Genomic DNA, 15280 nt, shown 5'->3' on the forward strand with positions numbered 1-15280 from the left:
ATCAGTGCCCGTAAGGGGCGACGACGACCTCGACGCGCTGGAATTCCTTGAGGTCGGAGTACCCGGTGGTCGCCATCGACTTCTTGAGGGCGCCGATGAGGTTGGCCGTGCCGTCGGCGACCGGAGCGGGGCCGTAGAGGACCTGCTCGAGCGGACCGACGCGGTCGACCTCGACACGACGACCGCGGGGAAGCTTGGGGTGGTGCGCTTCGGGACCCCAGTGGAAGCCGCGGCCGGGGGCATCGGTCGCGCGGGCGAGCGCGACTCCGAGCATGACCGCGTCGGCGCCCATGGCGAGCGCCTTGACGATGTCGCCCGAGGTGCCCACCCCGCCGTCGGCGATCACGTGCACGTAGCGTCCGCCCGACTCGTCGAGGTAGTCGCGGCGAGCGCCGGCGACGTCGGCCACCGCGGTGGCCATCGGGGCGTGCAGTCCGAGGGTGGCGCGCGTGGTCGAAGCCGCTCCCCCGCCGAACCCGACGAGCACGCCCGCGGCACCGGTGCGCATGAGGTGCAGAGCGGCCGTGTAGGTGGCCGCCCCGCCCACGATCACGGGGACATCGAGGTCGTAGATGAACTTCTTGAGGTTGAGCGGCTCGGCGACCTTCGACACGTGCTCCGCCGACACCGTGGTGCCTCGGATCACGAACAGGTCGACGCCCGCGGCGACCACGGTCTCGTACAGGTCCTGCGTGCGCTGCGGCGTGAGGGCGCCCGCGACCGTGACGCCCGCGGCCCGCACCTCGGCGAGGCGATCGCGCACGAGCTCGGGCTTGATGGGCTCGGCGTAGAGCTCTTGCATGCGACGCGTGGCATCGGCATCCGCGAGCGTGGCGATCTCGGCCAGCAAGGGCTCGGGGTCGTCGTAGCGCGTCCACAGCCCCTCGAGATCGAGCACGCCGAGTCCGCCGAGGCGGCCCAGCTCGATCGCCGTGCGGGGGCTGACCACGGAATCCATGGGGGCACCGAGCACGGGGATCTCGAAGGGGAACGCGTCGATGGTCCACGCGGTCGAGACGTCTTCGGGGTTGCGCGTGCGCCGCGACGGCACGACGGCGATGTCGTCGAAGGTGTACGCGCGGCGGGCGCGCTTGGCGCGGCCGAGATCGATCTCCATGGTCACCCCCTCAGCCTACCCGCGCCCTCCGACATCCCCGTCGGGATCGTCCACCGACGAATGTCGGCCACCCAGCGCGCGTGACAGCGGACCGTCGACGATGTACAGCAGGAACGCCCAAGAGCCCAGCCACGGGCTGAGCGCGACGACACCCGCACCGACGACGACGGCGGTGAGACCGGCCCGCCCGGCGGCGCGCGTCTCGACAGCGGCGCGGTCGGCCACGGCGCCCGACCGCGCCGCCCACAGCCATTGCAGCCAGCTAAAGAACAACGACACCAAGAACACCCCGGGCAGCACGAGTTGTCCGAGTCTCAGGTTCTCGCCGCCGTAGTTGACGGATGCCGCGAACGGCACCAGCACGACGAACAACAACCGCAACGTGTTCAACCACATGCCCAGGGTGTCCACCCGCACGATGTGCTCGAACTGTTCGACGTGCGTCATCCACAAGCGGCAGAGCACCAGGAACGCGATGACGAACGTCGCGAGCGTCGGGGCGAGCTCGGCCAGCGCGGTACCGAGCGCGGCGTCGGAATCCAGCGCCCCCACGGGGTGGTCGGTGAGCCCGAGAACGAGCAGGGTCGCGGCGATCGCGAACACGCCGTCGGTGAAGGCCTCCGTCCGGCGCGCCGAGACCGAAGCTCGCGGGTGACTTCTGCGTCCGATCATGCCGTCAGCGTAACGGCGGGCGATCGGGCCCACCTCGTGACGCCCTCCCGGGTCGCAGAAGGGCCGGGCACTCGTGCACCCGGCCCTTCGCTGCGACGCTTACTTCTTGTAGTTCGGCGCCTCGACCACGATCTGGACGTCGTGCGGGTGCGATTCCTTCAGACCCGCCGACGTGATGCGGACGAACCTGCCCTTGGACTTGAGCTCCTCGACGGTGCGTGCACCGACGTAGAACATCGACTGGCGAAGGCCCCCGATGAGCTGGTACGCCACCGCGGCGACCGGCCCGCGGTACGGGACCTGACCCTCGATGCCCTCGGGGATGAGCTTGTCGTCGCTGGGCACATCGGCCTGGAAGTAGCGGTCCTTCGAGTACGAGGTCTTCTTGCCGCGCGTCTGCAGAGCGCCGAGCGAGCCCATCCCGCGGTACTGCTTGAACTGCTTGCCGCCCTGAAACACGATCTCGCCCGGCGACTCGTCGGTACCGGCGAGGAGCGAGCCGAGCATGACGGTGTCGGCGCCCGCCACGAGGGCCTTGGCGATGTCGCCCGAGTACTGCAGGCCGCCGTCGGCGATCACGGGCACGCCCGCGGGGATCGCCGCCTTCGCGGCCTCGTAGATCGCGGTGACCTGCGGCACGCCGACGCCCGCGACCACGCGCGTGGTGCAGATCGAGCCCGGACCGACGCCGACCTTGACGGCATCCACTCCCGCGTCGATGAGCGCCTGGGCGCCCTCGCGGGTCGCGACGTTGCCACCGATGACGTCGATGTGATCGAACGAGGAGTCTGCCTTGAGACGGCTCACGATGTCGATGACCCCGGCCGACTGCCCGTTCGCCGTGTCGACGACGAGGACGTCGACGCCCGCGTCGCGCAGGGCCTCGGCGCGCTGCCACGCGTCACCGAAGAAACCGATGGCAGCGCCCACGCGCAGTCGCCCCTGGTCGTCCTTGGTGGCGAGGGGGTACTTCTCGCTCTTGTCGAAGTCCTTGATCGTGATGAGGCCGGCGAGCTTGCCGTCGTCGTCGACAAGGGGGAGCTTCTCGACGCGGTGCTTCGCGAACGTCGCGATGACGTCGTTGGCGTGGATGCCGACGTGCCCGGTGATCAGGCCGTCCTTCGTCATGACGTCCTTGACCTTGGTCGTCTGGCGCTCGAAGCCCGAGACGAAGCGCATGTCGCGGTTCGTGATGATGCCGACCAGAACGCCGTCGAGATCGACCACCGGCAGACCCGAGATGCGGTACTGCGCGCACATCGCGTCGACCTCGGCCACCGTGGCATCCGGATTCGTGGTGATCGGGTTCGAGACCATGCCCGACTCGCTGCGCTTGACCTGGTCGACGATGCCGGCCTGGTCCTCGATCGAGAGATTGCGGTGGACGATGCCGATACCGCCCTGACGCGCGATGGCGATCGCCATGCGCGCCTCGGTGACGGTGTCCATCGCGCTCGAGAGCAGGGGCGTGGCCACCGTGATTCGGCGGCTCAGACGCGACGACGTGTCGGCCTCGCTCGGGATGACGTCTGTGTGGCCGGGAAGCAGCAACACGTCGTCGTAAGTCAGTCCGATGAAACCGAACGGGTCGTGCTGCTCCATGAATCCTCCTGCGCGCGCGGCGCCTGCTCGAAAAGGGACGTCGTCGGCCGGGGCGCGTGCGGCGCGCTCCGCCTGAAAGTGTAAGCGCCGTAGGGACCTCTTTTCTTCCCCGCTCGCGCGATATACCCCACATCACACGCCCGCCACTACCCCCGTTGCGCAGGGGTGAAGACGCCCCGAATGCGCAACGCACAGCGAATACATCGCGTCCGGGTATCGTTCTCGCATCGACTGCTGCGATGGAAACAACGCGGCAATAATCCCGGACTACGGTGTCCGGGCGGCGACGGTCCACGTCGTCGAACGACCAGGAGGTTTCGTGACCACTCGGCAAGCATCTCCACGGATGCCTCGCCGTCGACGCTCGATCCTGACGCTGCTGTCAGGACTCTTCGCTGCCGCTCTGGTGCTCGGGTTCGCCCCCGCATCGACGGCAGCCGTCAACGACGAGGATCTTCCCTATTCCATCACGGTGAACGTGCGCTCCGAGGGAGAGCCCGTCGCTCAGGCGAAGGTCACCGCCACCGACGGTTCCTTCACGGGCGAGGCCACGACAGACGAGCGCGGTCGCGCGACAATCAAGGTCCCCACCAAAGAGGGGTCCTGGACAGTGGACCTGGATCGCAACTCCCTCCCCTCGGGCGTGACTGTTCCGGACGGCCAGGAGTTCGAGCGGCAGGTGCAGTTCGGCAGCTCCAGCACCGTCTCCAGCAACTTCACCCTCGGCGCCGCGGAACGCCAGACGGTCGGTTTCATGGACCAGCTGCTCTCGCGCACCGTGAACGGCCTGAACTTCGGCCTCATGCTCGCCCTCGCCGCGATCGGACTCTCGCTCGTGTTCGGCACGACGGGCCTGTCGAACTTCGCCCACGGCGAGATGGTGACCTTCGGCGCCATCGCCGCGTTGTTCCTGAGCGCGGGCACCGGATGGTCGATCTGGATCGCGATCCCCCTCGCGGTTGTCCTCTCGGGGGTCTTCGGCCTCGCGATGGATGCCGGGATCTGGAGGCCCCTTCGAAGGAAGGGCCTCGGCATCGTCCAGCTCATGATCGTCTCGATCGGTCTGTCACTGGCGCTGCGCTACGTCTTCCAGATCTTCATCGGTGGTGGGACGCAGCAGCTCCCGGGGGCCTCGAGCGACATCATCCCGGGTCTCGGGTCGATCCGCATCAGCGTCACCGACCTCACGAGCATGGGCATCTCGATCGTCGTCATCGCGGCCTTCGCGTGGTTCCTCACCCGGACGCGTCTGGGCCGGGCCACCCGTGCGGTGTCCGACAACCCCTCGCTCGCCGCCGCCAGCGGCATCGACGTCGACAACGTCGTGCGCATGGTCTGGATCCTGGCATCCGCTCTCGCCGGTCTCGCGGGCGTGCTGTGGGCCTACTTCCGCCCCGGCATCCGCTGGGACATGGGTTCCGGCATCCTGCTGCTCATGTTCGCCGCCGTCGTGCTCGGCGGACTCGGTACCGCGTTCGGAGCTCTCATCGGCTCGATCGTGGTCGGCCTCCTCGTCGAGGTGTCCACCCTGTGGATCCCCTCCGACATGAAGTATGTGGGCGCCCTCGTCGTGCTCATCGTCATCCTCCTCTTCCGGCCGCAGGGCATCCTCGGCCGCCGAGAGCGAATCGGGTAGGTAAACCATGGACTTCCTGCAGATCCTCTCGAACACGGCCTCGCAGATCCTCGCGCCGGCCACGTTCGGTTACGCCCTTGCGGCCATCGGCCTGTCGATGCACTTCGGCTTCGCCGGCCTTCTCAACATGGGCGTCGCCGGCTTCATGGCCATCGGCGCCTACGGCTTCGCGATCTCGATCCTGACGTTCGGCCTTGCGTGGCCGCTCGCCGCTCTGATCGGTTTCGCAGCGGCCGTCGTGTTCGCGCTCATCATGGGCATCCCGACGCTTCGGCTGCGAGGCGACTACCTCGCCATCGTCACGATCGCGGCCGCCGAGATCCTCCGACTGGTGTTCCTCACCTCGACCTTCCGTGGCGTCACGGGCTCGGCCGACGGCCTGTTCAACTTCCAGTCGGGGTGGCGCGGCGAGAACAACCCGCTCCCGGCAGGGGACTACGGCATCGGCCCGTGGACGTACAACGCCAACCGCTGGTACGTCATCCTCATCGGCCTGGTCGCCGTCGCCGTCGCGGTCCTCCTCGTCTGGATGCTCATGCGCAGCCCCTGGGGTCGTGTCATCCGCGGCATCCGCGAAGACGAAGACGCCGTGCGCGCTCTCGGAAAGAACGTCTTCGCCTTCAAGATGCAGGCACTCGTCATCGGCGGTGTGATCATCGCCGCGGGCGGCATCATCACCGCCATGGACACGAACGTGAACCCGAACGTCTACGTCACCTCGCAGACGTTCTTCGTGTACACGGCGCTCCTGCTCGGTGGTGCGGCGACGATCTTCGGCCCGGTGCTCGGCGCCGTGCTGTTCTGGGTCGTGCGCGCGTTCCTGTCGAACCTGTTGCCGGCGCTGTCCTCGATCGGACTGCTGCCGTTCCTCACCGCAGACCAGTCCCAGATGCTCGTCTTCGTCATCGTCGGCGTCGCGCTCATGCTGCTCGTGATCTTCCGCCCCCAGGGCATCCTGGGCAGCAAGAAGGAGATGACCTTTGTCCGATGAGTCCACGCCGGTCGTGCCCAGCGCCTCGGCGCCGCGGGTGAAGGCGACCGGGCTGCACAAGGGCGAGATCGCCCCCGGCGTCGCGAAGGTCGACCCGATCATCATCGCCGACAACGTCCGCCGCGACTTCGGCGGCAACACCGCCGTCGATGTGAAGCACCTAGAGATCCCACGAAATGCCATCACGGCGCTGATCGGGCCCAACGGTGCGGGCAAGACGACGCTGTTCAACCTCCTGACCGGCTTTGACAAGCCCAACAGCGGCCAGTGGTCGTTCGACGGCCGCAACCTCGCCGGTATCCCCGCGTTCAAGGCGGCCCGCATGGGTCAGGTGCGCACGTTCCAGCTCACCAAAGCGCTGGGTCTGCTCACCGTCCTCGAGAATATGAAGCTCGGCGCGACGAAGCAGAAGGGCGAGAGCCTGCTCTCGAGCATCCTCCCCTTCGTCTGGCGCAAGCAGGAGACCGCCAACGACGAGAAGGCGCGCGATCTGCTGAAGCGGTTCAAGCTCGACTCCAAGGAGACGGATTTCGCCGCATCGCTCTCGGGCGGCCAGCGCAAGCTCCTCGAGATGGCGCGAGCGCTCATGAGCGATCCGACGCTGGTCATGCTCGACGAGCCGATGGCCGGGGTCAACCCCGCGCTGACGCAGTCGTTGCTCGACCACATCCTCGACCTCAAGGACCTCGGTATGACCGTGCTGTTCGTCGAGCACGACATGCACATGGTCCGCCACATCGCCGACTGGGTCGTCGTGATGGCCGAGGGCAAGATCGTCGCCGAGGGGCCGCCCGACACCGTCATGAAGGACCAGGCCGTGATCGACGCGTACCTCGGCGCACACCAGGACGTCGACCTGGGTGTTGTCACCGGCCGCCACGAAGGCACGGTCGACTCGACCGCAGCCGCCGAGCTGCTCGAGACCGCGCAGCAGGTCGACGCCGCGATCGACGCAGAGTCGTCGCACGAGAAGGAGGACGGTCGATGACCGCCAACGTTGTCGAGCTCCGCGACGTGCATGCCGGGTACCTGCCGGGCGTGAACATCCTCAACGGCGCCAACCTGACCGCTGCTCCCGGCGAGCTCATCGGCATCATCGGCCCCAACGGCGCCGGAAAGTCGACGATGCTCAAGGCGATCTTCGGCCAGGTGAAGGTACGCTCGGGGTCCGTTCTGCTGCAGGGCGAAGAGATCACGGGCCTGCGGGCCAACAAGCTCGTCGCCAAGGGCGTCGGGTTCGTCCCGCAGACGAACAACGTGTTCCCCAGCCTGACGATCGCGGAGAACCTTCAGATGGGCCTGTATCAGCGACCGAAGGGGTTCAACGAGCGCGTCGACTTCGTCACGAGCATCTTCCCCGACCTCGCCAAGCGCCTGAAGCAGCGCGCCGGCTCGCTGTCGGGCGGTGAGCGCCAGATGGTCGCCATGGGACGCGCGCTCATGATGGACCCGAAGGTACTGCTGCTCGACGAGCCGTCGGCCGGCCTGTCTCCGGTTCGTCAGGACGAGGCGTTCATCCGCGTCTCCGAGATCAACAAGGCCGGGGTGACCTGCATCATGGTGGAGCAGAACGCCCGCCGCTGCCTGCAGATCTGCGACCGCGGCTACGTGCTCGACCAGGGCCGCGACGCCTATACCGGCACCGGTCGCGAGCTCATGGACGACCCGGCCGTGATCGGCCTGTACCTGGGCACGCTCGGCACCTGAGCCGAGCCCCCGCCGGAAGGCCCGAGTCCCCCAGGGGCTCGGGCCTTCCGCTTTGCCGCCGAGGTGCGCCCGCCCGGCTTCCCCGCCCTAACCGCTTCGAAGGTGACGACGTGCCCTTCTCGGAGGTCAGTGCGCGCCGTCGTCGGGCCGCTCGTTGCAGCGGACGCGATGTCCCGCCCGGGCGAGGCGGGAGAACGGATGCCACGGACCCGAGGCTTCTCATTCGCTCTACGGTCCGCGCCGACTAGCTGGGCCCCTCCGACGCCGCCTCGTGCTGACGTGCGCCTGCCACGAGGCCGCGGTCAGAGCCTGTGGACGCCTCACCGTCCGGGCCTTTTCGAATGCGGACGAACGCACCCCGCCCGGAACCTTCGCGGCCAATCGTTCGAGGTGCGCGCCGCCCGCAGGGAGCTGAAGGTGCGCGGATGCCGTGGCCGCGCCGCGGAACGGTCTCTCCCCCCCCCCCGCGTACGGGAAAGGGCCCCGGGACCGAAGTCCCGGGGCCCTTCACGGGGAACCGATCAACCGGCGCGGAGCCAGCTGTAGTTGTTGTCGTCGCCGTACTCGAAGACACCGATGGTGGCCTGCGTCGGGTCGCCCACGTCGTTGAACGTGATCGGGCCCGAGACGCCGTCGTAGTCGGCCTCGCCGCCGCCGATGATGATGTCGGCGCACGCGGCGTAGGTGGTGCACTTCGTGCCACCGCCCGTACCGCCCGAGACCGCCTGCATGTTGGCAGCCACGTCGGGACCGGCCGCCGAGCCCGCCTTCAGCGCCGCGAGGGCGAGGAGGATGACCGAGTCGTACGACTCGGGGGCATAGGTGAAGTCGTCGAGCTTGGGGTTGCCCTTACCGGTCCAGAACGACTCCAGCGTGCTGCGGAAAGTCGCCGTCGAGTCGGGATCGACGCTCGGGTAGGTCCCCTTGGCGCCGGTGAGGGTGCCGTTCGGGAACTGCGTACCGAAGTTCTTCAGGTTGCCGTCGACGAAGAACAGCTTGTCCTTCGCGAAGCTGGCGGTCAGGTCGGGGATGATCGTCGAGACCTCGTCGAACGTGATCAGGGCGATCGCATCGGGCTTCTGGGCCAGGACGTCCTCGATCTGCGCCGAGAAGTTCGTGTCACCGGTGTTGTAGAGGCTGGTGGCCACGACGGATCCGCCGGCACCCTCGAACGCCTTTTTGGTGAAGCACGCGAGACCGGTGCCGTACGAGTCGTTCAGCACGATCATGCCGAGGGTCTCGTTGCCCTCGGAGGCGATCAGGTTGCCGAGGACCTCGCCTTGGAGCACGTCCGAGGGAGCAGTCCGCCAGTACAGGCCCTTGTCGTTGTACCCGGTGAAGGCAGCCGAGGTGTTGGCAGGCGAGATCTGCACGGCGTTCGCCGCGATGACCTGGTCGATGAACTGCAGCGAGGTTCCCGACGACGCGGCACCGACGATCGCCGTCGCACCCGCACCCAGCAGGCGCGGGATCTCGGTCTCGTAGGCCTTGTTGTCGGTGTCACCCGAGTCGCCCTGGAGAAGGTTGATGTTCACGCCCTTGGCTGCGGCGTTGACATCGGCGGCCGCGAGCTCGGTGCCGGCGATCTCGGGCGGGCCGAGGAAGGCGAGGTTACCGGTGACGGGCAGCGCCGTGCCGATGTTGTACGTGAGGTCTTTGGCGGGGCCGGTCGAAGTCGACGAGTACTCGGGCGTGTACGAGGCGGGTTCGGCGGCGTTGCAGTCGATCGGGAAGTCGCCTCCACCGGCGGCGTTGCCGGAGTCGGACGGAGTGCTGGTACCGGTACAACCGGCGAGGACGAGCGCGGTGACGCCGACCACGGCGAAACCGCCGATGACCTTCGCCGCACGCGAACGGGAGAGGACACTCATATGGGTGCTCCTTGGTGAGTTGGAACCGCGCGGATAACCCGCTCGGATTGTGACAAACCTAATGGCGCACTTGTAGCCGCGATGTTGCAATGTGTTAACGGTCGATTACGCGACCTAATCGTTACTTTTGCGCGGCAATTCCGAGCCGCGAAACGAAAGAAACAGGTCAAACGGGCTCGGACACGTCCACCGCAGCCCGGCGATGACGCCGCGAGGCGACGACGGAGTCGACGCTGAGGATCACGAGCGCCGCCCACACGAGTGCGAACCCGATCCACCGTTCGAGGGTCATGGGTTCGTGCAGCACCCATACGCCGATCCCGAACTGGATGATGGGCGCGACGAACTGCAGCAGGCCGATGACGGTGAGCGGTACGCGCCGCGCCCCCGAGGCGAACAGCAGGAGGGGGACGGCGGTGACGGCTCCCGCGAGCAGGAGCAGACCGGTGTGCAGTGCTCCCGCCGTGCCCAGGGTGATGCCGGTGAGGTTCGCGACGAACCCCAGCTGGATCGCCGCGACCGGGAGCAGCCACAGCGACTCGAGGGCTAGCCCGCTCACGGCATCCACCGCCGGTCCGATCTGCTTCTTCACCAGACCGTAGAAGCCGAACGAGAAGGCGAGGGTCAGGGCGATCCAGGGGAAAGCGCCATAGCCGATGACGATGACCGCGACCGCGACGACCGCCAGGCCGATGGCGATCCACGGCACGACGCGCAGCCGCTCACGGAGCACGATCACCCCGAGCAGCACCGTCACGATGGGGTTGATGAAGTAGCCGAGGCTCGTCTCGATGACGTGGTTCGTCAAAGCGCCGTAGAGGTAGGTCTGCCAGTTGATGTAGATGAGTACGCCCGCCAACGCGGTGAGCCCCATGAGCCGCGGCTGCCGCACGATCGCGAGGAACGGCCGCCACGTGCGCAGCACCGTCAACAGCAGCAGGCAGAACACGAACGCGAGGATGATCCGCCAGGCGACCACCTCGAACGGGCCGGTGGGCTTGAGCTGCAGGAAGTAGAGGGGGAGGACGCCCCAGAGCAGGTACGCGCCGAGCGCGTACAACGCTCCGCGGGTGCTCCCGCCGGTCGGAGCGGGAGGAGCGGGGGTCACCGCTTCAGCCTAGGGGTCCCCTCGACGACTCGGAGCGCCGACCGTCGCGTCTTTCCTGCCACCTCGGACTCCGTCGGCGGGCACGAAGAAGGCCCCGGATGCCGTGGCATCCGGGGCCTTCGAACGATCTCACTCGATCAGCGGACGACGACCGCCAGGACGTCGCGAGCCGAGAGCACGAGGTACTCGTCGGCGCCGAACTTGACCTCGGTGCCGCCGTACTTGCTGTAGAGCACGCGGTCGCCGACGGCGACGTCGAGGGGGACACGGTTGCCGTTGTCGTCGATGCGGCCGGGGCCGACGGCGACGACTTCGCCCTCCTGCGGCTTCTCCTTGGCGGTGTCGGGGATGACGAGACCACTCGCAGTGGTCTGCTCAGCCTCGACCTGCTTGATGACGATGCGGTCCTCGAGCGGCTTGATGGAAACCGACACGGTCTACCTCTTCTTTCTCGTTACAGAAGACTTGTCAGCACTCACGCGGGGAGAGTGCTAATTCGAGTGTAGAGAAGCGCTGGCACTCACGCAACGCGAGTGCCAGCAAGAACCCCCGCCTAGGCTGAATCAGTGGATACCAGCGAGCTGACCGCCCTGCTCACGCCCGAGGGCCTGCGCCTCCTCGACGAGGTGGGCACCCTCGATTCGGTCGATGAGGTCGCCCGGTCGGTGTCGCGCCTGCGGGCCGCCGGCCACTCCCCCGATCTCGTGTCGGCCGTCGTCGGCCAAGCACGCCTGCGGGCGCGCGCGACGGCGAAGTTCGGACCCTTCGCCGACCGCATGCTCTTCACGCGCGCCGGCCTCGAGCAGGCCACCCGCCTCTCGATCGCCGCCCGTCACGCCGGCCGCTTCCGCGCCGCGGGGATCGACAGCGTGGCGGACCTCGGGTGCGGGATCGGCGGTGACGCCCTCGGGATGGCGGGCCTCGGCATCCGGGTCCACGCCGTCGACGCCGACGAGGTGACCGCCGCCATCGCCGCCTACAACCTCGCCCCCTTCGGCGACGCGGCGACGGTGCGGCACGCGCGCGCCGAAGACGTGGACCTGGGCGCGACGGATGCCGTGTGGCTCGACCCCGCGCGACGCACCGCCGGTCATGCCGAGACGCGACAGGTGTCGTCGGCCGAGTGGTCGCCCTCGCTCGAGTGGGTCTTCGAACAGTTGAGGAAGACGCCGGGCGGCGTGAAGCTCGGGCCGGGCTTCGACCGCTCGCAGATCCCCGACGAGTTCGAGGCGCAGTGGATCAGCGCCGACGGTTCGACGATCGAGCTCGTGCTCTGGGCCGGCGCTCTCGCCCGCGAGGGCGTTCGCCGCGCGGCACTCGTCGTGCGCGCCGACGACGCGTGGGAGCTCACCGCCCCGGGCGACAGCCCCGACGTCGAGGAGCGCGAGCTCGGCGAGTTCGTGCACGAACCCGACGGGGCCGTCATCCGCGCGCGTCTCATCGGCGAGGTCGGTCGAGCCCTGGATGCCGGCATGCTCGCTCCCGGCATCGCCTACCTCACCTCGGATGCGGCGTTGACGAGCCCGTTCGTGTCGTCGTTCCGGGTGCGCGAGCAGCTGCCCGCCGACCCGAAGAAACTCGCGCAGGCGTTGCGCGCGCGGGGCATCGGCACGCTGGAGATCAAGAAGCGCGGCGTCGACGTCGACCCGGCGGTGCTGCGGAAGAAGCTCGCTCTGCGCGGGGATTCCTCAGCCACGCTCATCCTCACGCGCGTGGGGTCGAAGCGTCTCGCGCTGCTGGCCGACCGCGTCTGACGGCTCCGCTCACCCGACGGCGAGCTGCGAGAAGCCCCAGACCAGCCAGCCGACGCTGAACGCGACGGAGAGCAGCGCGAGCGCCAGGGCCCACACGGCGACCCGGCGGCTGTCGTGGGCCCGCCGGAGCGAGACCATCGCGAGAGTCGAGCCGATCACACCGACCGGAAGCAGCCAGCCGGTGAACAACGCGGCCGCCAGTGCGATGACCGCCACGCCGAGGGCCCAGGGCGCGACGGACGGCGGCTTCGGAGGGACGGGCGGCGCATACGGGATCAGGTGATCGCCGAACGCCGCCATCTCGAGCTGGGCGGTGGGCAGACGGTTGTCGTCGTCCACCTCGGGGGCGACGATCTCTGACCCCGCGGCGCGGACGCCGGCGGGCAGGGGCGGCACGGGGGGAAGGTCGACTGCGGGGCCGGCCTCTTCCTTGCGTGCGCGGCGGGTGGGCGGCGGCGTGTCGGTCACAGCGTCGTTCCTGCGCGTGGCGCCGGGGCGTCGGCATCCGGATCCTCCGCCACCTGGATCTCGGTGACGGGCAGCGTCGAGTCCGCTCCGAAGGCGAGGGTCGAGGGGCGGCGACCCGACGAGATGAGTTCCGCAGCGAGAGCGGCGATCATCGCGCCGTTGTCGGTGCACAGGCGCAGTGGCGGGATGCGCACGGTCACACCGGCGGCCGCGGCCCGCTCGAGGGCGACATCACGTAGGCGCTTGTTGGCGATGACGCCTCCGCCCAGCAGCAGGCGGGGAACGCCGTGACGCTCGCAGGCGTCGAGGGCCTTGGTCACGAGCACGTCGACGACGGCCTCTCGGAACGAGGCGGCCACGTCGGCGACCGGGACGAGCTCGCCCGCGGCCTCGTGCTGTTCGACCCACCGAGCCACGGCCGTCTTCAGGCCCGAGAACGAGAAGTCGTAGCGGTGGGATGCCATGTCGGAGGCCCGCGAGAGCCCGCGCGGGAATCGGATCGCGGTGGGGTCGCCCGAGGCGGCGACCCGATCGATCTCCGGGCCACCGGGGTACGGCAGCTTCAGCAGGCGCGCGACCTTGTCGAAGGCCTCGCCCGCTGCGTCGTCCATCGTCTCGCCGAGGAGCTCGACATCGCTCGTCAGGTCGCGGACCAGCAGGAGCGAGGTGTGCCCACCGCTGACGAGAAGGGCGACGGTGGGGTACTCGAGTTCTCCCGCGTCGGCGTCGAGGATGTCCGCGGCGATGTGCCCGACCAGGTGGTTGACGGCGTAGAGAGGCTTGTCGAGGGCGACGGCGAGCCCCTTGGCGGCGCCCACCCCGACCATCAGGGCCCCCGCGAGACCCGGACCGCTCGTCACGGCCACGGCGTCGAGGTCGCCGAGGGTGACGCCGGCCTCGGCGAGCGCCGCGTCGATCGAAGGCTGCAGCGCCTCGAGGTGGGCGCGCGCGGCGACTTCGGGCACCACCCCGCCGTAGCGGGCGTGCTCGTCCATGCTCGAGGCGATCGTGTTGCTGAGCAGCTGTCGGCCGCGGACGATGCCGATGCCCGTCTCGTCGCAACTGGTCTCGATACCGAGTACGAGGGGCGCGTTCATCAGCACCAGCCCTTTCCGGAGGCGGTCGGTGGCGTGGATTCGGACGAGGGCAGGGGAATCGAATCTCCCGGCGCCTCCGATCCGATTCCGTGAGACCGGTCCGGTCCTTCGAGACCGGATGCCGGGATGCCCGCGGTCTCCGCCCGCCGCCCGGCCCACCCGCGCAGATCGAGCTGCATGACGATCGCGTCGACGTCGTCGGGTTGGTAGTACCGGGGGCGGCGACCGACCTCGGCGAAGCCCTCGGAGAGATACAGCTTCTGCGCGACGGGGTTGTCGGCGCGGACTTCGAGGAACACGTCGTGCACCTCGCGGCGAACGGCCTCCTCCAGCAGAGCCGTCAGCAGAGCCCGGCCCCGCCCCCGGCCGCGCGCGGCCTCGGAGATGGTGATCGTCTGGATGTCGGCATCCCGGGCCCCGCGCACCGCGCGAAGCCCCGCGTAGCCGACGAGTCGACCCGCCTCTTCGACGACGACGTACCAGCCGTGCGGTGAGGCGAGTTCTTCGCGCATCATCGCCGGGCTCCACGCATCCGTCGGGAACGAGGCGCGCTCGAGCGCCATGATGCCGTCGAGATCGGCGACGGTCGCGGTGCGGGTCGCCATCAGCTCACCCGCTTGGGCGCGTGCGCGGCGACCACATCGGGGCTGCGCAGGTAGAGGGGCTCGGAGTCCGCGAGCGTGCGGCCGGCGTCGAGGGCTCGCGCCGCGGCGAGCGCGATCATCGCGGCCGACACGGTGGTGGCGTCGTATCGACGGGCGCCTGCGGCAACCAGCCGGGCGTCGAGGTCGTCGCGAGGGCTCAGCTGCGCGTCCGACACCCGCACGGGAAGACCGTCGTCGTCGATGCCCTCGTAGACGCTGTAGGCGAACTCCCTGCGCCGCGCGTCGGTGACGACGGCGAAGCGACCGGTGTCGGTCCCCGTGAGCGCGTCGGAGAGGAGGAGACCGAGGGCGATGCCGTCGTGGCTCGGCACGGGGACGGCGGGGATGCCGCGGCCGAGGGCGTACACCCGAGCGGTGGCGATACCCACCCGCAACCCGGTGAAGGGACCGGGGCCCATGCCGACAGCGACGTGCGTGGGGGCGGGGGCTGCGACCGTGGCCCGGCGCAGGAGATCGCCGATCACCTCGGCGTGGCCGAGCGGGTTGGAGCTCTGCTCGTCGGCGAGCACCTCTCCGTCGCGGGCGATCGCGGCGACGGCGGTGCCGAGGGAGGTGTCGATGCCGAGAATCACGCATCCAGCGTATCCGGCCG

At 68.9% G+C, this 15280-nt stretch carries 15 protein-coding genes; 5 read left to right on the forward strand and 10 right to left on the reverse strand.

What is annotated here, in order from left to right:
* Position 1: 1 nt before the first annotated feature.
* The 3 genes from AB6V29_RS07425 to guaB form a co-directional block, all read right to left on the reverse strand.
* Positions 2-1117, reverse strand: coding sequence for a GuaB3 family IMP dehydrogenase-related protein (locus AB6V29_RS07425; RefSeq protein WP_210072698.1), 1116 nt, complete (start codon positions 1115-1117; stop codon positions 2-4).
* Between the two features lie 15 nt (positions 1118-1132).
* A complete protein-coding gene (locus AB6V29_RS07430; RefSeq protein ID WP_369357876.1) occupies positions 1133-1789 on the reverse strand; it encodes a TMEM175 family protein in 657 nt (218 codons plus the stop codon).
* 99 nt (positions 1790-1888) lie between these two features.
* A complete protein-coding gene (guaB, locus tag AB6V29_RS07435; protein WP_307315192.1) occupies positions 1889-3391 on the reverse strand; it encodes an IMP dehydrogenase in 1503 nt (500 codons plus the stop codon).
* A gap of 346 nt (positions 3392-3737) precedes the next feature.
* Here guaB and AB6V29_RS07440 point away from each other — a divergent pair, with 346 nt between their 5' ends.
* The 4 genes from AB6V29_RS07440 to AB6V29_RS07455 are packed head-to-tail and all read left to right on the forward strand — an operon-like array spanning position 3738 to position 7725.
* Positions 3738-5027 (forward strand): branched-chain amino acid ABC transporter permease, encoded by a 1290-nt coding sequence (locus AB6V29_RS07440; RefSeq protein WP_267786176.1) that lies wholly within the window; start codon positions 3738-3740, stop codon positions 5025-5027.
* Positions 5028-5034: 7 nt separating this feature from the next.
* Positions 5035-6018: a branched-chain amino acid ABC transporter permease gene (locus AB6V29_RS07445; protein WP_267786174.1), complete on the forward strand. Its 984-nt coding sequence runs from the start codon at positions 5035-5037 to the stop codon at positions 6016-6018.
* A gap of 13 nt (positions 6019-6031) precedes the next feature.
* Complete coding sequence (locus tag AB6V29_RS07450) at positions 6032-7006, forward strand: ABC transporter ATP-binding protein (protein ID WP_369358182.1); 975 nt, start codon at positions 6032-6034, stop codon at positions 7004-7006.
* A complete protein-coding gene (locus AB6V29_RS07455) occupies positions 7003-7725 on the forward strand; it encodes an ABC transporter ATP-binding protein (RefSeq protein ID WP_056226465.1) in 723 nt (240 codons plus the stop codon). The genes AB6V29_RS07450 and AB6V29_RS07455 overlap by 4 nt, the downstream gene beginning before the upstream one ends.
* A 521-nt stretch (positions 7726-8246) precedes the next feature.
* On the opposite strand, the gene AB6V29_RS07460 is transcribed toward AB6V29_RS07455, so the two are convergent.
* The 3 genes from AB6V29_RS07460 to groES form a co-directional block, all read right to left on the reverse strand.
* Positions 8247-9596 carry an ABC transporter substrate-binding protein gene (locus tag AB6V29_RS07460; protein WP_210072281.1) on the reverse strand — a complete coding sequence of 450 codons (1350 nt, stop codon included), beginning with the start codon at positions 9594-9596 and terminating at the stop codon, positions 8247-8249.
* A gap of 166 nt (positions 9597-9762) precedes the next feature.
* Complete coding sequence (gene rarD / locus AB6V29_RS07465) at positions 9763-10704, reverse strand: EamA family transporter RarD (RefSeq protein ID WP_369357880.1); 942 nt, start codon at positions 10702-10704, stop codon at positions 9763-9765.
* A 137-nt stretch (positions 10705-10841) separates the two neighbouring features.
* A complete protein-coding gene (gene groES / locus AB6V29_RS07470; RefSeq protein ID WP_039394204.1) occupies positions 10842-11138 on the reverse strand; it encodes a co-chaperone GroES in 297 nt (98 codons plus the stop codon).
* 132 nt (positions 11139-11270) lie between these two features.
* Between groES and AB6V29_RS07475 the strand changes: the two genes are divergently transcribed.
* Positions 11271-12458, forward strand: a complete 1188-nt coding sequence (locus AB6V29_RS07475) for a class I SAM-dependent methyltransferase (RefSeq protein WP_307315167.1) — start codon at positions 11271-11273, stop codon at positions 12456-12458.
* 9 nt (positions 12459-12467) lie between these two features.
* Here the strand turns inward: AB6V29_RS07475 and AB6V29_RS07480 are convergent, their stop codons facing one another.
* Genes AB6V29_RS07480 through tsaB form a run of 4 tightly spaced genes read right to left on the reverse strand, consistent with a single transcriptional unit; the run spans position 12468 to position 15260 of the window.
* Positions 12468-12926 (reverse strand): hypothetical protein, encoded by a 459-nt coding sequence (locus tag AB6V29_RS07480; protein WP_307315165.1) that lies wholly within the window; start codon positions 12924-12926, stop codon positions 12468-12470.
* Positions 12923-14023: a tRNA (adenosine(37)-N6)-threonylcarbamoyltransferase complex transferase subunit TsaD gene (gene tsaD / locus AB6V29_RS07485; protein WP_307315162.1), complete on the reverse strand. Its 1101-nt coding sequence runs from the start codon at positions 14021-14023 to the stop codon at positions 12923-12925. Before tsaD ends, AB6V29_RS07480 begins: the two co-directional genes overlap by 4 nt.
* The gene (gene rimI, locus AB6V29_RS07490) at positions 14023-14628 is read right to left on the reverse strand and encodes a ribosomal protein S18-alanine N-acetyltransferase (RefSeq protein WP_369357884.1); all 606 of its coding nucleotides are present in this window, start codon (positions 14626-14628) and stop codon (positions 14023-14025) included. The genes tsaD and rimI overlap by 1 nt, the downstream gene beginning before the upstream one ends.
* Positions 14628-15260 carry a tRNA (adenosine(37)-N6)-threonylcarbamoyltransferase complex dimerization subunit type 1 TsaB gene (tsaB, locus tag AB6V29_RS07495; protein ID WP_369357886.1) on the reverse strand — a complete coding sequence of 211 codons (633 nt, stop codon included), beginning with the start codon at positions 15258-15260 and terminating at the stop codon, positions 14628-14630. The genes rimI and tsaB overlap by 1 nt, the downstream gene beginning before the upstream one ends.
* Positions 15261-15280: the final 20 nt, after the last annotated feature.

This window comes from Microbacterium sp. 20-116 (assembly GCF_041079415.1).
GTDB lineage: Bacteria > Actinomycetota > Actinomycetes > Actinomycetales > Microbacteriaceae > Microbacterium.